This window comes from Streptomyces sp. R41, assembly GCF_041053055.1.
Taxonomy (GTDB): domain Bacteria; phylum Actinomycetota; class Actinomycetes; order Streptomycetales; family Streptomycetaceae; genus Streptomyces.
This window is the reverse complement of record NZ_CP163443.1, coordinates 6,627,148-6,641,111: the sequence shown is the minus strand read 5'-3', so window position 1 is coordinate 6,641,111 and position 13,964 is coordinate 6,627,148. Positions and strand designations below refer to the sequence as shown.

General features: G+C 71.5%; 13 protein-coding genes and 1 pseudogene. 9 read left to right on the top strand and 5 right to left on the bottom strand.

Translation table 11 applies throughout. The annotated features are described in order from the left end of the window. Positions 1-10 precede the first annotated feature (10 nt). Positions 11-220, top strand: coding sequence for an acyl-CoA carboxylase epsilon subunit (locus AB5J53_RS30455; protein WP_369248813.1), 210 nt, complete (start codon positions 11-13; stop codon positions 218-220). On the opposite strand, the gene AB5J53_RS30450 is transcribed toward AB5J53_RS30455, so the two are convergent. After that, positions 217-1,350, bottom strand: a complete 1,134-nt coding sequence (locus AB5J53_RS30450; RefSeq protein ID WP_369248812.1) for an SGNH/GDSL hydrolase family protein — start codon at positions 1,348-1,350, stop codon at positions 217-219. The two genes, AB5J53_RS30455 and AB5J53_RS30450, sit on opposite strands and share 4 nt — an antisense overlap. 175 nt (positions 1,351-1,525) lie before the next feature. Here AB5J53_RS30450 and mmpB point away from each other — a divergent pair, with 175 nt between their 5' ends. Then, positions 1,526-1,654 carry a morphogenic membrane protein MmpB gene (gene mmpB, locus AB5J53_RS30445; protein ID WP_268240534.1) on the top strand — a complete coding sequence of 43 codons (129 nt, stop codon included), beginning with the start codon at positions 1,526-1,528 and terminating at the stop codon, positions 1,652-1,654. A 22-nt stretch (positions 1,655-1,676) separates the two neighbouring features. Continuing rightward, positions 1,677-2,297 carry a nucleoside triphosphate pyrophosphatase gene (locus tag AB5J53_RS30440; RefSeq protein ID WP_369248811.1) on the top strand — a complete coding sequence of 207 codons (621 nt, stop codon included), beginning with the start codon at positions 1,677-1,679 and terminating at the stop codon, positions 2,295-2,297. Here AB5J53_RS30440 and AB5J53_RS30435 read toward each other — a convergent pair whose 3' ends face one another. After that, the gene (locus tag AB5J53_RS30435; RefSeq protein ID WP_369248810.1) at positions 2,298-2,792 is read right to left on the bottom strand and encodes a hypothetical protein; all 495 of its coding nucleotides are present in this window, start codon (positions 2,790-2,792) and stop codon (positions 2,298-2,300) included. A 355-nt stretch (positions 2,793-3,147) separates the two neighbouring features. On the opposite strand from AB5J53_RS30435, the gene AB5J53_RS30430 reads away from it, so the two are divergent. Both AB5J53_RS30430 and AB5J53_RS30425 read left to right on the top strand, forming a co-directional pair. Continuing rightward, the gene (locus tag AB5J53_RS30430; protein ID WP_369248809.1) at positions 3,148-4,920 is read left to right on the top strand and encodes a biotin carboxylase N-terminal domain-containing protein; all 1,773 of its coding nucleotides are present in this window, start codon (positions 3,148-3,150) and stop codon (positions 4,918-4,920) included. A 298-nt stretch (positions 4,921-5,218) separates the two neighbouring features. Next, the gene (locus AB5J53_RS30425; RefSeq protein ID WP_369248808.1) at positions 5,219-5,764 is read left to right on the top strand and encodes a TetR/AcrR family transcriptional regulator; all 546 of its coding nucleotides are present in this window, start codon (positions 5,219-5,221) and stop codon (positions 5,762-5,764) included. A gap of 93 nt (positions 5,765-5,857) precedes the next feature. Here AB5J53_RS30425 and AB5J53_RS30420 read toward each other — a convergent pair whose 3' ends face one another. Continuing rightward, the gene (locus AB5J53_RS30420; protein ID WP_369248807.1) at positions 5,858-6,826 is read right to left on the bottom strand and encodes a DeoR/GlpR family DNA-binding transcription regulator; all 969 of its coding nucleotides are present in this window, start codon (positions 6,824-6,826) and stop codon (positions 5,858-5,860) included. Positions 6,827-6,993: 167 nt separating this feature from the next. Continuing rightward, positions 6,994-8,496: pseudogene (locus AB5J53_RS30415) on the bottom strand (NAD(P)H-quinone dehydrogenase); the annotation flags it as partial. A 53-nt stretch (positions 8,497-8,549) separates the two neighbouring features. Here AB5J53_RS30415 and AB5J53_RS30410 point away from each other — a divergent pair. From AB5J53_RS30410 to AB5J53_RS30395, 4 genes are all read left to right on the top strand, one after another. After that, positions 8,550-8,987: a gamma-glutamylcyclotransferase gene (locus AB5J53_RS30410; RefSeq protein ID WP_189191684.1), complete on the top strand. Its 438-nt coding sequence runs from the start codon at positions 8,550-8,552 to the stop codon at positions 8,985-8,987. Positions 8,988-9,359: 372 nt separating this feature from the next. Beyond that, a complete protein-coding gene (locus AB5J53_RS30405; protein ID WP_369248806.1) occupies positions 9,360-10,184 on the top strand; it encodes a purine-nucleoside phosphorylase in 825 nt (274 codons plus the stop codon). Between the two features lie 360 nt (positions 10,185-10,544). Further along, positions 10,545-12,179 carry a phospho-sugar mutase gene (locus AB5J53_RS30400; protein WP_369248805.1) on the top strand — a complete coding sequence of 545 codons (1,635 nt, stop codon included), beginning with the start codon at positions 10,545-10,547 and terminating at the stop codon, positions 12,177-12,179. Between the two features lie 317 nt (positions 12,180-12,496). Beyond that, entirely contained in the window at positions 12,497-13,609 is a 1,113-nt protein-coding gene (locus tag AB5J53_RS30395) for a hypothetical protein (RefSeq protein ID WP_369248804.1), read from the top strand. 181 nt (positions 13,610-13,790) lie between these two features. On the opposite strand, the gene AB5J53_RS30390 is transcribed toward AB5J53_RS30395, so the two are convergent. Then, entirely contained in the window at positions 13,791-13,916 is a 126-nt protein-coding gene (locus AB5J53_RS30390; RefSeq protein WP_369248803.1) for a hypothetical protein, read from the bottom strand. Positions 13,917-13,964 lie beyond the last annotated feature (48 nt).

Below are 13,964 nucleotides of genomic sequence, written 5' to 3'. Positions count from 1 at the left end.
GGGAGCAGACATGACGATCAAGGTCGTACGGGGCAATCCGACCCCGGAGGAGCTGGCCGCCGCACTGGCGGTGGTCAGGGCGCGCGCCGCGGCGGCGGCCTCCACCCCGTCCGGCGCGCCCGGTCCGCGGGACTCCTGGGCCGACCCCGCCCGCATCGCCGCGCACCGGCTGCCCAAGCCGGGCCCGACGGCGTGGAGCCGCACGTACTGGCCCGGTTAGAGCACGGCTGATACGGCTTCGGCCATCACCGCGTATCCCGCGTCGTTCGGGTGCAGGTGATCGCCGAAGTCGTACGCCGGGTGCAGCCGGTCCGGGTCGGCCGGATCGGCCGGCACGCGGTTCAGGTCCACCACCGCGTCCCACTCCCCCGAGCGGCGGATCCACTCGTTCACCTCGTGGCTCACCTTCGCGGCGTGCTCGCCCCAGTGGTCGGAGCCGCCGAAGGGCAGCAGGGTCGCGCCGATCACCCGTAGACCCCGCGCCCGTGCCTGCCCCATCAGCTCCCGGTAGCCGTCGATGAGTTCGTCGGCCTCGACGACCGGCGCGGGCTTGTACGTCGGCTGCTCGCCCGTCTCGCTGAAGCCGATGTCGTTGAGGCCCTGGAGCACGACGAGCGTGTCCACGCCAGGGTGGTCGAGGACGTCGCGTCCGAGGCGCTGGACGCCCCTCTCGCCGTACCAGGCGGAGTCGTTGAGGAGCAGGTTTCCGCCGATGCCGGCGTTGAGCACGGGCCGGCCGGTGCGTTCGGCGAGCGCGTCGGACCAGCGGCGGTTCGCGCCCGGGGTCGAGCCGAAGCCGTCGGTGATGGAGTCCCCGAAGAGCGCGACGGCGTCGGCATGACCGCCCGCGTCGACCTCGACGGCCGAGAGGAAGTACCAGGACTCGGTCGTCTCGCCGAAGCCCCGGCCGTCGATGTCGTCGAGGCGGTTCCCGGCACCGCGGTAGCTGGTCGCGAAGGCCTGCGCGTGGAAGGTCGCGGGCCCGGTGACGGCGTCGAGGTGGAGGGTGACGGTCACCGACTCCAGGGATTCCAGGGCGAGTTCGACCGGATCACTGACGACGAGTCCGCGCGCCGGGATCTCGGCAGAGGCGGCCCCCTCGAAGGTGAGCCGCCGCACCGAGCCCGGCTCGACGGCGGCCCCTTCCCCCGCGCGGGCCACGGTGGCGCCCGCGATCCGCAGCGGCGAGGTTCCGTACGCGTTCGAGAGCCGGACTCGGATCCGGTCGCCGCCCGCGGTGAGGCGTACGACCTGGCGCAGCGACTGGCGCCAGAAGCCCTCCCGCGACCAGTTGGGGGTGAAGCCTTCGCTGGGGAGCTGGGGCGATGCGGTCCAGGCGGTGGTGAACACGGCAGGTGCCTCCCGGCGATCCCACTAAAAGGGACCAGAGTTCCTTTAGGAATGCTCATGACCGTAGCAGGCCCTCACCCCCTAAAGAAACCCCAGCCCCATTTACACACCGCGCACGCAAGTTGAGTACGCGTACTCAGGCGCCCGGGGCCGTCACCGCCGCACGATCGAATACATGCTGTGGTCCGACCCGGAGGACGAACCTCCCAAGGAACTCCGCGACATGCAGGACATGTTGCGGCGCCTGGGCGTTCTCATGGCGCTGGCCATGGTGCTCGCGATGATCGTCCTCGGCATCAGGTGAGGTACGCCGATACCCTGACCGCATGACCGATCAGCCGCGCCGCCGCCTCGTGCTCGCCTCACAGTCCCCCGCCCGGCTCAACCTGCTGCGGCAGGCCGGACTCGACCCCGAGGTGATCGTGAGCGGAGTCGACGAGGACGCCGTGACCGCACCCACCCCCGCTGAACTCGCGCTCGCGCTGGCCGAGGCGAAGGCCTCCGTCGTGGCCGCGAAGCCCGAGGTCCAGGGCGCGCTGGTGATCGGCTGCGACTCGGTGCTCGAGCTGGACGGCGAGGCGCTAGGCAAGCCCGCGGACGCCGAGGAGGCCACCGCCCGCTGGAAGTCGATGCGCGGCCGGGCCGGGACCCTCCAGACGGGTCACTGCATCTACGACACGGCGGCCAAGCGCTACGCCTCCGGGACCGCCTCCACCGTGGTCCGCTTCGGCGAGCCGACCGACGCCGAGATCGCCGCGTACGTCGCCTCGGGCGAACCCCTCTACGTGGCGGGCGCGTTCACGCTCGACGGCCGCTCGGCCCCGTTCATCGAGGGCATCGACGGCGACCACGGCAACGTCATCGGGATCTCGCTGCCGCTGGTGCGCCGTCTGCTGGCCGAACTGGGCATCGGCATCACGGATTTGTGGACGCCGCGGGAGAAGTGATCAGGAGGCCGACGGGGCCGGCGGAGCGGTGACCGGGGCTCCCCCTCCGTTGTCGCCGTTCTTGCCGTCCTCGGGCGCGGCATCGGCGGGGCCGCCGGCGACCTCCCGGCGGTCGTACGCCATGAGGGTGAACACGATCAGCCCGAGCACCACCATCATGAAGGCGAACGCGCTCCAGCCCACCAGGCCCACCGTGAAGGCGCCGAGCAGGCCGTGCACCACGGCGGCGCTGATGAGCAGGATACGGCCGAACACGCGCGGGGCGCGGTCGCGGAGGGCGATCAGCAAGGCGGCGAAGCCGCACGCCGCGAAGTAGAGGCCGAAGACCAGCCCCCCGACCTTCGACGACACGGACATCATGTCCGAGTCGAGGCCCGCCAAGGACATGTCCTGACGGTCGACGACGACGCCGAGGAACCAGTTCAGCAGGCCAATGCCAATGGCCTCCACGAAGAGCACGATCGCCGCCACCCACGCCACCGGTCTGCGCACCACCGGTCCCCACCCACTTCCGAGTGCTGTTACCCCAAGTACGTTCGGTACATCCCGAACGCTACTAACGGGTAAACCCCCGGACAAGGGTTCTACCGAGGGCAAAGAATCGTTGGGCCATTCGTAGGGACTCGACAAAGAAACGTTGTGGGCCGCAGCACGGAGTCACAGAGACCTTGACCACATCGGAGGGCTAGGGTTCAGGGAAGGATTCCTGCGTGGCGCGGTGCGACAAGGGATTTCGCGGGTCGGGCGAGCCTCGCATCACGCTCCGTGTGGGCAAGCTCACCATTGGGGACGGGTCGAGAAGCCGTGTCGGCAGTCCCTAAACTCGGCTTGTTTCAAGGAGGGAGCCATCGTGCGCAAGGTGCTCATCGCCAACCGTGGCGAAATCGCTGTCCGCGTGGCCCGGGCGTGCCGGGATGCCGGGATCGCGAGCGTTGCCGTTTATGCGGAACCGGACCGGGACGCTCTGCATGTCCGTGCGGCGGACGAGGCGTTCGCGTTGGGCGGTGACACCCCGGCCACCAGTTACCTGGACATCGCCAAGGTGCTGCAGGCCGCCAAGGACTCCGGGGCGGACGCGATCCACCCCGGCTACGGCTTCCTGTCGGAGAACGCCGACTTCGCGCAGGCGGTCCTGGACGCCGGCCTGATCTGGATCGGCCCGCCCCCGCAGGCCATCCGCGACCTGGGTGACAAGGTCGCCGCCCGGCACATCGCGCAGCGCGCCGGCGCCCCGCTGGTGGCCGGCACCCCGGACCCGGTCTCGGGCGCCGAGGAGGTCGTCGCGTTCGCCCAGCAGCACGGCCTGCCGATCGCCATCAAGGCCGCCTTCGGCGGCGGCGGACGCGGCCTGAAGGTCGCCCGCACCCTGGAGGAAGTCCCCGAGCTGTACGACTCCGCGGTCCGCGAGGCGGTCGCCGCCTTCGGCCGCGGCGAGTGCTTCGTCGAGCGCTACCTGGACAAGCCCCGGCACGTGGAGACCCAGTGCCTGGCCGACACCCACGGCAACGTGGTCGTCGTCTCCACCCGGGACTGCTCGCTGCAGCGCCGCCACCAGAAACTGGTCGAGGAGGCCCCCGCCCCCTTCCTCTCCGACGCCCAGGTGGAGCAGCTGTACTCCTCCTCCAAGGCGATCCTGAAGGAGGCCGGCTACGTCGGCGCGGGCACCGTGGAATTCCTCGTCGGCGCGGACGGCACGATCTCCTTCCTGGAGGTCAACACCCGCCTGCAGGTCGAACACCCGGTCACCGAGGAGGTCGCCGGCATCGACCTGGTCCGCGAGATGTTCCGCATCGCCGACGGCGAAGCACTCGGCTACACCGATCCGCAACTGCGCGGCCACTCCTTGGAGTTCCGCATCAACGGCGAGGACCCCGGACGCGGCTTCCTGCCCGCCCCCGGCACCGTCACCGCCTTCGCCCCGCCATCGGGCCCGGGCGTGCGGCTGGACGCGGGCGTGGAATCCGGCAGCGTCATCGGCCCGGCCTGGGACTCCCTGCTCGCCAAGCTGATCGTCACCGGCGCGAGTCGCGCCCAGGCCCTGCAGCGGGCCGCCCGCGCGCTCGCCGAGTTCCAGGTCGAGGGCATGGCCACCGCCATCCCCTTCCACCGCAAGGTGGTCACCGACCCCGCCTTCGCCCCGGAACTGACCGGCTCCAACGCGCCGTTCACGGTCCACACCCGGTGGATCGAGACCGAGTTCGTCAACGACATCCCCGCCTTCACCGCCCCCACGGACCTCGAGGCCGAGGAGGAACCGGGCCGCGAGACCGTCGTCGTCGAGGTCGGCGGCAAGCGCCTGGAAGTCTCCCTGCCCTCCTCGCTGGGCATGAGCCTGGCCCGCACCGGCCTCGCCGCCGGCGCCAAACCCAAACGCCGCGCCGCCAAGAAGTCCGGCCCCGTCGCCTCCGGCGACACCCTCGCCTCACCGATGCAGGGCACCATCGTCAAGGTCGCCGTCGAGGAGGGCCAGGAAGTCAACGAAGGCGACCTGGTCGTCGTCCTGGAGGCCATGAAGATGGAACAACCCCTCAACGCCCACCGCTCCGGCACCATCAAGGGCCTCAGCGCCGAAGTCGGCGCCTCCGTCACCTCCGGCGCCGCCATCTGCGAAATCAAGGACTGATCAGCGGGCGGGTCTCCTTGTGACATCCCGAAGCGCCCGGCGGACTGGAGCAGTCAGTCCGCCGGGCGCTTCGTTCTGCACCGTCCCGGTGGCTCTCCCGGCGCCGCTCCCGCCAAGGGACGTACTGGAGAAGCTGTGGCTTGCGCTCAGCCCGGGGAGACCGCTCGCTAGCCCCCGATGGCATGCTGGACCGCAGCCGCGCGGCAGGAGAGGGCAGGTGGATGCCATGGTGGGCGCGACCGCACGGGAGAGAGCGGGGGCACACGGGCCCGTGGAGAGCCCCGGGGTGCCGCGCGCCATGCGTGCCGACGCCCGGCGCAACTACGAACGGCTGCTCGCCGAGGCCCGGTCCGCCTTCGCCGAGCACGGAACCGGCGCGTCCCTGGAGGACGTGGCCCGGCGCGCGGGCGTGGGAATCGGCACGCTCTACCGCCACTTCCCGAACCGGCACGCCCTCATGAGCGCGGTCTTCGAGGACGCGGTCGGCGAGCTGCTCGCCCGCTCGCGCGAACTCCTCGACGCCCCGCAGCCGTGCGCCGCACTCGTGGACTGGCTGCGCGACATCATCACCCACGCGAGCGAGTACCGCGGTCTCTCCCGCGCCCTCATGTCGGCCTCGCGGGACGACGGTTCCGATCTCGCGCGGTGCAGCGGCCCGATGCGCGAGGCGGGCAGCGCCCTGCTGCTCCGCGCACAGAAGGCAGGCGCCGTACGCCCCGACGTGTCGATCGGCGACCTCCTCCAACTGACCAACGCGATCGCGCTGGCAGCCGAGGAGACTCCGGACGAGCCAGAACTGGCCGACCGACTCCTGACCCTGACGCTGCGGGGCCTGAAGCCCTGAGTTGGCCATTGGCAATTCTGGGCCACTTGACTCCGGATATTCCGGTCACTTCGTGGCCCAAATCTGCCAATCCCTCCCACCTTGGGGGTGGGGTCAGCGGCGGCGGAGGTCTGCCACCCTGGCGCGATCGGGCTGGGGCTGGTCGCCCAAGGCCGTGGCGCTGCGCAGTTGGGGGCCTGCGCCGGGGATTGCCTGGCCGCGGCGGGGGCCGGGGAGTGGTACGTCCCGGCGTGGCTGGCGCCCCGCCGGGACAGGATCGCCTCCCGCGCCGCCCGAAGCCGATGACCCGGCCACCGCGATCTGTACGCCCTGATCGGCCAGGGCCTGCAGTTCGGTGACCGCGCGGTCGTCGTGCCCGGGTGGCTCGTCCGTGACCAGGCGGGTGATCAAGTCGGTCGGCACGGTCTGGAACATCGTGTCGGTACCGAGCTTGGTGTGGTCGGCGAGGACGACGACCTCGGCGGCGGCCTGGACCAGCGCGCGGTCGACCGAGGCCGACAGCATGTTGGACGTGGAGAGCCCGCGCTCGGCGGTCAGTCCGCTCCCGGAGAGGAAGGCCCGGGAGACGCGCAGCCCTTGGAGGGACTGCTCGGCGCCGGAGCCGACCAGGGCGTAGTTGGAACCGCGCAGGGTGCCGCCGGTCATCACGACTTCCACACGGTTGGCATGGGCCAACGCCTGGGCCACCAGCAGGGAGTTGGTGACGACGGTCAGCCCGGGTACCCGCGCGAGCCGGCGAGCCAGCTCCTGCGTGGTCGTACCCGCGCCCACCACGATGGCCTCGCCCTCTTCGACGAGACCCGCGGCGAGATCGGCGATGGCCGTCTTCTCGGCGGTCGCGAGATGCGATTTCTGCGGAAAGCCGGACTCCCGCGTAAACCCGCCCGGCAATACCGCACCGCCGTGCCGGCGGTCGAGGAGTCCTTCTGCCTCCAGTGCGCGCACGTCCCGCCGTACGGTCACTTCGGAGGTCTGGACGACGCGGGCGAGCTCACGGAGCGACACGGCTCCATTCGCTCGCACCATTTCGAGGATCAATTGGCGACGTTCTGCAGCGAACACGAAACTGACAGTAACCCCAACGACCGTCTGCTTTCAGCAGTTTGCGCCGAATAACAGAAGTTGTTCGCATGGCAGGGCGCGAAGTGGTATACGCGCCTACTCGCGCCGCCTATGCCGTACGAATGGTCGACAACTCCCTGTGACCAGCGGAGAGTCGGCCATACGCGTCAGCCCTCGCCCGCGGTCTTCCGGGTGTGCAACTGCCGTGCCACCTCGGCGATCGAGCCCGACAGGGAGGGGTACACGGTGAACGCGTTCGCGATCTGTTCGACCGTCAGATTGTTGTCGACCGCGATCGAGATCGGGTGGATCAGTTCCGAGGCGCGCGGAGACACGACGACACCGCCCACCACGATCCCGGTGCCGGGGCGGCAGAAGATCTTGACGAAGCCGTCGCGGATGCCCTGCATCTTGGCGCGCGGGTTGCGCAGGAGGGGGAGCTTGACGACCCGGGCGTCGATCTTGCCCGCGTCGACGTCGGCCTGCGAGTAGCCGACGGTGGCGATCTCCGGGTCGGTGAAGACGTTGGACGAGACCGTCTTCAGGTTCAGCGGGGCCACCGCGTCGCCCAGGAAGTGGTACATGGCGATACGTCCCTGCATGGCGGCGACGGACGCGAGGGCGAAGACGCCGGTCACGTCACCGGCCGCGTACACGCCGGGGGCGGTCGTGCGCGACACCTTGTCGGTCCAGATGTGCCCGGAGTCCCTGACCTTGACCCCGGCTTCCTCCAGGCCCATCCCGCTGCTGTTCGGAATGGCGCCGACGGCCATCAGGCAGTGCGAGCCGCTGATGACCCGGCCGTCGGAGAGCGTGACCTCCACGCGGTCGCCGACGCGCTTGGCGGACTCGGCGCGGGAGCGGGCCATGACGTTCATGCCGCGGCGGCGGAAGACGTCCTCCAGGACGGCGGCGGCGTCCGGGTCCTCGCCGGGCAGCACGCGGTCGCGGGACGACACGAGGGTGACCTTGGAGCCGAGCGCCTGATAGGCGCCCGCGAACTCGGCGCCGGTGACACCGGAGCCGACCACGATGAGCTCCTCGGGCAGCTCGTCGAGGTCGTACACCTGGGTCCAGTTCAGGATGCGCTCGCCGTCGGGCTGGGCGTCGGGGAGCTCGCGGGGGTGACCGCCGGTGGCGATGAGGACGGCGTCGGCGGTGAGCGTCTCCTCGGTGCCGTCCGCGGCGCGTACGACGACCTTGCGCGAGCCGTCCAGGGCCTGCATGCCCTGGAGCCGGCCGCGACCGCGCAGGACGCGCGCGCCGGCGCGCGTCACCGAGGCCGTGATGTCGTGCGACTGCGCGAGCGCGAGGCGCTTCACACGGCGGTTGACCTTGCCGAGATCGACGCCGACGACCCGGGCCGCCTGCTCCATGGGTGGCGTGTCGTCGGCGACGATGATCCCCAGCTCCTCGTACGAGGAGTCGAAGGTGGTCATCACCTCGGCCGTAGCGATAAGGGTCTTCGACGGCACGCAGTCGGTGAGCACCGACGCCCCGCCCAGACCGTCGCAGTCGACGACGGTCACCTCCGCGCCGAGCTGCGCGGCCACCAGCGCCGCTTCATATCCGCCGGGTCCGCCACCAATGATCACGATCCGAGTCACGTACTCCATTGTCCCGCACGGTTCAAGGTGCTTCCGCCCTGGGGTGCGACGAGCGGGCATTCGAGCTGCTTCTGTTACGCGAGAGGCGTACGTGTACCTGCCGTACCCTCGACCCCATGTCGCTCTACGCCGCGTACGCCGGCAATCTCGACCCGCGGCTCATGACGCGCCGCGCTCCGCATTCGCCGCTGCGCGCCACCGGCTGGCTGAACGGCTGGCGGCTGACGTTCGGGGGCGAGCACATGGGCTGGGAAGGCGCGCTCGCGACGATCGTCGAGGCACCGCGGTCCCAGGTCTTCGTGGCGCTGTACGACATCGCCCCCCTGGACGAGGACTCCATGGACCGGTGGGAGGGCGTGGGCCTCGACATCTACCGGCGGATGCGCGTACGTGTGCACACGCTGGAGGGGGAGGAGCCGGCGTGGGTGTACGTACTGAACGGGTACGAGGGGGGGCTCCCCTCTGCGCGGTACCTCGGGGAGATCGCCGATGCGGCGGAGTCGGCGGGGGCGCCGCACGACTACGTCATGGAGCTCCGTAAGCGGCCTTGCTGAGGTCTGCCCGCGCGGGCCTGCCGCGCCGCTCCGCGGCGGGGGTCGCCCACCCGCTTGGCCTGCCGACCAGGCGCCCGGCTGCTCCCACCCGCCCACCCGATCGGCCCGCTGAGCAGGCACTGTGCGCCGCTCCGCGGCGGGGGTCGCTCACCCGCCCACCCGATCGGCCTGCTCGACAGGCGCGCCCCATCGCCGCTCCGCGGCGTGTTTTCCCGCCCGCCCACCCGTTCGGCCCGTTCAGTGGGTGCCCTCTTTCCTTGCCGCTCCGCCCCGCCTCTCGCTGCTCCTTGTTGGAAACGACAAGACAACGATCGCAAGACCGTGAGCTCTGTCATCTACGCGCGTAGGCCTGGACCAGCTACCCTCATGCGCGTGAACGCATCTCTTCTTCCGGACGACATCCAGGGCGACCCCTACGCCGCCGCCGACGCCGCCGCCGCGCGCCTGCGTGAGCTCACGGGCGCCGAGACCCACGACGTCGCCCTCGTGATGGGCTCCGGCTGGGCGCCGGCCGTGGACGCGCTCGGCTCCCCCGAGGCCGAGTTCCAGGTCACCGAGCTGCCCGGGTTCCCCCCGCCGGCGGTCGAGGGCCACGGCGGCAAGATCCGCTCGTACCGGATCGGCGACAAGCGTGCCCTGGTCTTCCTGGGCCGCACCCACTACTACGAGGGCCGCGGGGTCGCCGCCGTCGCGCACGGTGTGCGGACCGCCGTCGCCGCCGGCTGCAAGACCATCGTGCTGACCAACGGCTGCGGCGGTCTGCGCGAGGGCATGCGTCCGGGTCAGCCGGTGCTGATCAGCGACCACATCAACCTGACGGCGACGTCGCCGATCGTCGGGGCGAACTTCGTGGACCTCACCGACCTGTACTCGCCGCGACTGCGGGCCCTGTGCAAGGAGGTCGACCCCACCCTGGAGGAGGGCGTCTACGCGCAGTTCCCCGGGCCGCACTACGAGACGCCGGCCGAGATCCGGATGGCTCGGGTCATCGGCGCGGACCTCGTCGGCATGTCGACGACCCTCGAGGCCATCGCCGCGCGCGAGGCGGGTGCCGAGGTGCTGGGCATCTCCCTGGTCACCAACCTCGCCGCCGGCATGACTGGCGAGCCCCTCAACCACGAAGAGGTCCTCCAGGCGGGCCGCGACTCGGCCGCCCGCATGGGCGAGCTTCTGACGCAGGTCCTGGACCGCCTGTAGGCGGCGGGCCATGGGCGCGGGCGAAGGGCGAGTGGTTTTTCGCCCCCTCCGCCCCTGCCCGTCCCTTCCTCCTGGGGCTCCGCCCCAGACCCCGTCGCGGGGCGCTGCCTCCGGACCCCTGCCCGGGGCTCCGCTCCTCGAATGCCGCAGGGGCTGAATCCTTCGTCCGCCGGGCCGAGCCTTTCTCCCGTCGGGGCCGGAGGTTTTCAGCCCGGCCGGCGTTTGAGGGCGAGGCCGTTCGGGCCGATACGGGGGGCTGGGGGCGGAGCCCCCGGGGGACGGGAATGGGTAGGGGCGGCGGGGGCGAGACAGACCCGGCGTACACAGCGACGTACGAACGAAGAGAGAGGTGCACCCGAGGTGCAGGACGAACTCATCGCACGGGCCACGGCGTGGCTGGCCGAGGACCCCGACGCGGAGACCCGTGAGGAACTCGCCAAGCTCATCGACGCCAAGGACGTCACAGAGCTCGCCGCCCGCTTCAGGGGCACCCTCCAGTTCGGCACCGCCGGCCTCAGAGGAGAACTCGGCGCCGGCCCCATGCGCATGAACCGCTCCGTCGTCATCCGCGCCGCCGCCGGCCTCGCCGCGTACCTGAAGAAGAAGGGGCAGACGGACGGCCTCGTCGTCATCGGATACGACGCCCGCCACAAGTCCGCGGACTTCGCCCGGGACACCGCGGCGGTGATGACCGGCGCGGGCCTGCGCGCCGCCGTACTGCCCCGGCCGCTCCCCACCCCCGTCCTCGCCTACGCCATAAGGCACCTCGGCGCGGCTGCCGGCGTGGAGGTCACCGCCAGCCACAACCCGCCCCGCGACAACGGCTACAAGGTCTACCTGGGCGACGGCTCGCAGATCGTCCCCCCGGCGGACGCGGAGATCGCCGCCGAGATCGACGCCATCACCAGCCTCGGCACGGTCCCGCGCCCCGACTCCGGCTGGGCGACCCTCGACGAGGGCGTCCTGGACGCCTACCTGGCCCGTACGGACGCCGTACTGGCCCAGGGGTCGCCGCGTACCGCCCGCACTGTCTACACGGCGATGCACGGCGTCGGCAAGGACGTGCTGCTCGCGGCCTTCGCCCGGGCCGGGTTCCCCACCCCCGTCCTCGTCGCCGAACAGGCCGAGCCCGACCCGGACTTCCCCACCGTCGCCTTCCCCAACCCGGAAGAGCCCGGCGCGATGGACCTCGCCTTCGCGACGGCCCGCGAGACCGACCCGGACCTGATCATCGCGAACGACCCGGACGCCGACCGCTGCGCGGTCGCGGTGAAGGGGGAAGGAGGCGAGTGGCGGATGCTGCGCGGCGACGAGGTCGGCGCGCTGCTCGCCGAGCACCTGGTGCGCCGCGGGGCGCGGGGCACCTTCGCCGAGTCGATCGTGTCCTCGTCGCTCCTCGGCCGGATCGCCGAGAAGGCGGGGCTGCCGTACGAGGAGACCCTCACCGGCTTCAAGTGGATCGCCCGTGTGGACGGTCTGCGGTACGGCTACGAGGAGGCGCTGGGCTACTGCGTCGACCCGGATGGCGTACGCGACAAGGACGGCATCACCGCCGCCCTGCTGGTCACGGAACTCGCCTCCGAGCTCAAGGAGGAGGGCCGCACGCTGCTCGACCTCCTCGACGACATCGCCGTCGAGTACGGCCTGCACGCCACCGACCAGCTCTCGGTCCGCGTGGAGGACCTGTCGATCATCGCGAACGCCATGCGGCGCCTGCGCGAGCGGCCGCCGACGCAGCTCGCCGGTCTGGCGATCACGAAGGCGGAGGACCTCACCAAGGGCACGGACAAGCTGCCGCCCACGGACGGCCTGCGCTACGCGCTGGACGGCGCCCGCGTCATCGTCCGCCCGAGCGGCACGGAGCCGAAGCTGAAGTGCTACCTGGAGGTCGTGGTGCCCGTGGGCACCCGGGACAACCTCCCCGCCGCGCACGCGAGGGCCGCCGAACTGCTGTCGGCGATCAAGCGGGACCTGTCGGCCGCGGCCGGTATCTGACGCGTCGCCGCGGGCCCACCCAGCTGTCCGGTGGGCCCGCACGGGCACTCCTGATCGCTCTGTCCGGTGGGCCGCGCAGGCACACCTGATCGCTCTGCCGGGTGATTTCCGCACGGCAGTTGACGCAGCGCTCCCGTGCGCCGCCGCGAGACCGAGGAACGGTTACCGGTAGCGCACCACCGAGTCCCAGGAGCTGCCGCGTGCCCTCGACCGCTTCCCGGCCGACATCCGCCCCACCCCGGAACGCCCCGAGCGGACTCGTCCCGAAGACACCGAAGACCCCGAAGACCCGGCGCCCGTCGCGCAAAGCCACCCCCGTGGCCAGAGTCCGCGCCCATCTGCGCCGCGCGGCTCCCGCCCTCGTCGCCTACGCGGCCGTACGCGTCACCGGCCTGCTCGCGCTCGCACTGTGGGCCCACCGCCGGCACCACGGCGTCTGGCCGATCCTGGCGACACACTGGGACGCGGACTGGTACCTGGGCATCGCCGACCATGGCTACACCCACCACCTGGGCACCGCGTACGACGCGAACAACCTCGCCTTCTTCCCGCTCTACCCCGTGCTGGTCAAGGCGGTCGCGGTGCTGACGCCGGGCACGCGCGCGACGACGGGATGGGCGATCGCGGTCGCGTGCTCGTTCCTCGCCGCGTGGGGGATCCACTCGGTCGGCAGTCATCTGCACGGCCGCCGGGTTGGCGTGCTGCTGACCGTCCTGTGGGCGGCTCTCCCTGTGGGCCTGGTCGAGTGGATGGGCTACACGGAGTCGCTGTTCACGGCGTTCGCCGCGTGGTCGCTGTACGCGGTGCTCACCGGGCGCTGGCTGTGGGCGGGCTCGCTGGCGGCGCTGTCGGGGCTGACCCGCCCGACGGGCATCGCGTTGGCGGCGGCGGTCACCGTGACGGCCCTGCTCTCGCTCCGCAACGGCTTCTCGCTACGCGCCCTCACGGCCGCCGCCCTCGCCCCGGCCGGCTGGCTCGTGTACGTCGGGTGGGTGGGCCTGCGCCTGGGCCGCTGGGACGGCTACTTCGCCGTACAGCGGCTGTGGCACAACGAGTGGGACGGCGGCGCGGAGACCGTGCGCCGGCTGCGGGAGGTACTCGGGGTCGACTCGACTCCTGAACTGTTTCTGGTGATGGTGACCGTCACACTGCTCGCGTCGATGGCGCTCTACGTCCTCTCCGCGTGGGACCGCCAGCCGCTCCCCCTGCTCGTCTTCACCGGGGTCCTGTTGCTGATCGTCCTGGGCAGCGGCGGCGTCTACTTCCCCCGCGCCCGCTTCCTCCTCCCCGGCTTCCCGCTCCTGCTCCCGGCGGCCCTGCACCTCGCCCGCGCCTCGCCCCGCTTCCGCGCCGTGTGCCTGACGGCGGCGGTACTGGGCTCGGCGTACTGCAGCGCGTACATGGCACTGGTGTGGCCGAGCGCGCCGTGACCAGGGCTGCGGGGGCGGAGCGCCATGACCGGGTACGGGAGCAGAGCGGGCCATGACCGGGGCTACGAGAGCAAGGTGTGCCATGGCCGCGGCGACGGGAGCAGAGCGCGCCATGACGGGGGCCACGGGAGCAAGGTGTGGCATGGCCGCGGCGACGGGAGCCGGGCGGCCCTTACCGCGGCTACGGAAGCAGGACGAGCGTCGCCACCCACGCGAGTGCGCCCACCACGGTCAGCGGCCACAGCGGCCACCCCAGCGCCCGCTCCCCGCTCTCGCCGGTCGGCCGCAGCGCCGGGTCGCGCCACATGGCGGTGATCTCGGCGGCCGCCCTCTCGTACGGGTGGATCAGGCGCGG

What these genes read in the sequence shown, in the direction of transcription:
- AB5J53_RS30455 (WP_369248813.1), top strand. Translation starts at nt 11, where the DNA reads ATGACGATCAAGGTCGTACGGGGCAATCCGACCCCGGAGGAGCTGGCC.
- mmpB (WP_268240534.1), top strand. Translation starts at nt 1,526, where the DNA reads ATGCTGTGGTCCGACCCGGAGGACGAACCTCCCAAGGAACTCCGCGAC.
- AB5J53_RS30440 (WP_369248811.1), top strand. Translation starts at nt 1,677, where the DNA reads ATGACCGATCAGCCGCGCCGCCGCCTCGTGCTCGCCTCACAGTCCCCC.
- AB5J53_RS30425 (WP_369248808.1), top strand. Translation starts at nt 5,219, where the DNA reads ATGCGTGCCGACGCCCGGCGCAACTACGAACGGCTGCTCGCCGAGGCC.
- AB5J53_RS30410 (WP_189191684.1), top strand. Translation starts at nt 8,550, where the DNA reads ATGTCGCTCTACGCCGCGTACGCCGGCAATCTCGACCCGCGGCTCATG.
- AB5J53_RS30390 (WP_369248803.1), bottom strand. Translation starts at nt 13,916, where the DNA reads ATGTGGCGCGACCCGGCGCTGCGGCCGACCGGCGAGAGCGGGGAGCGG.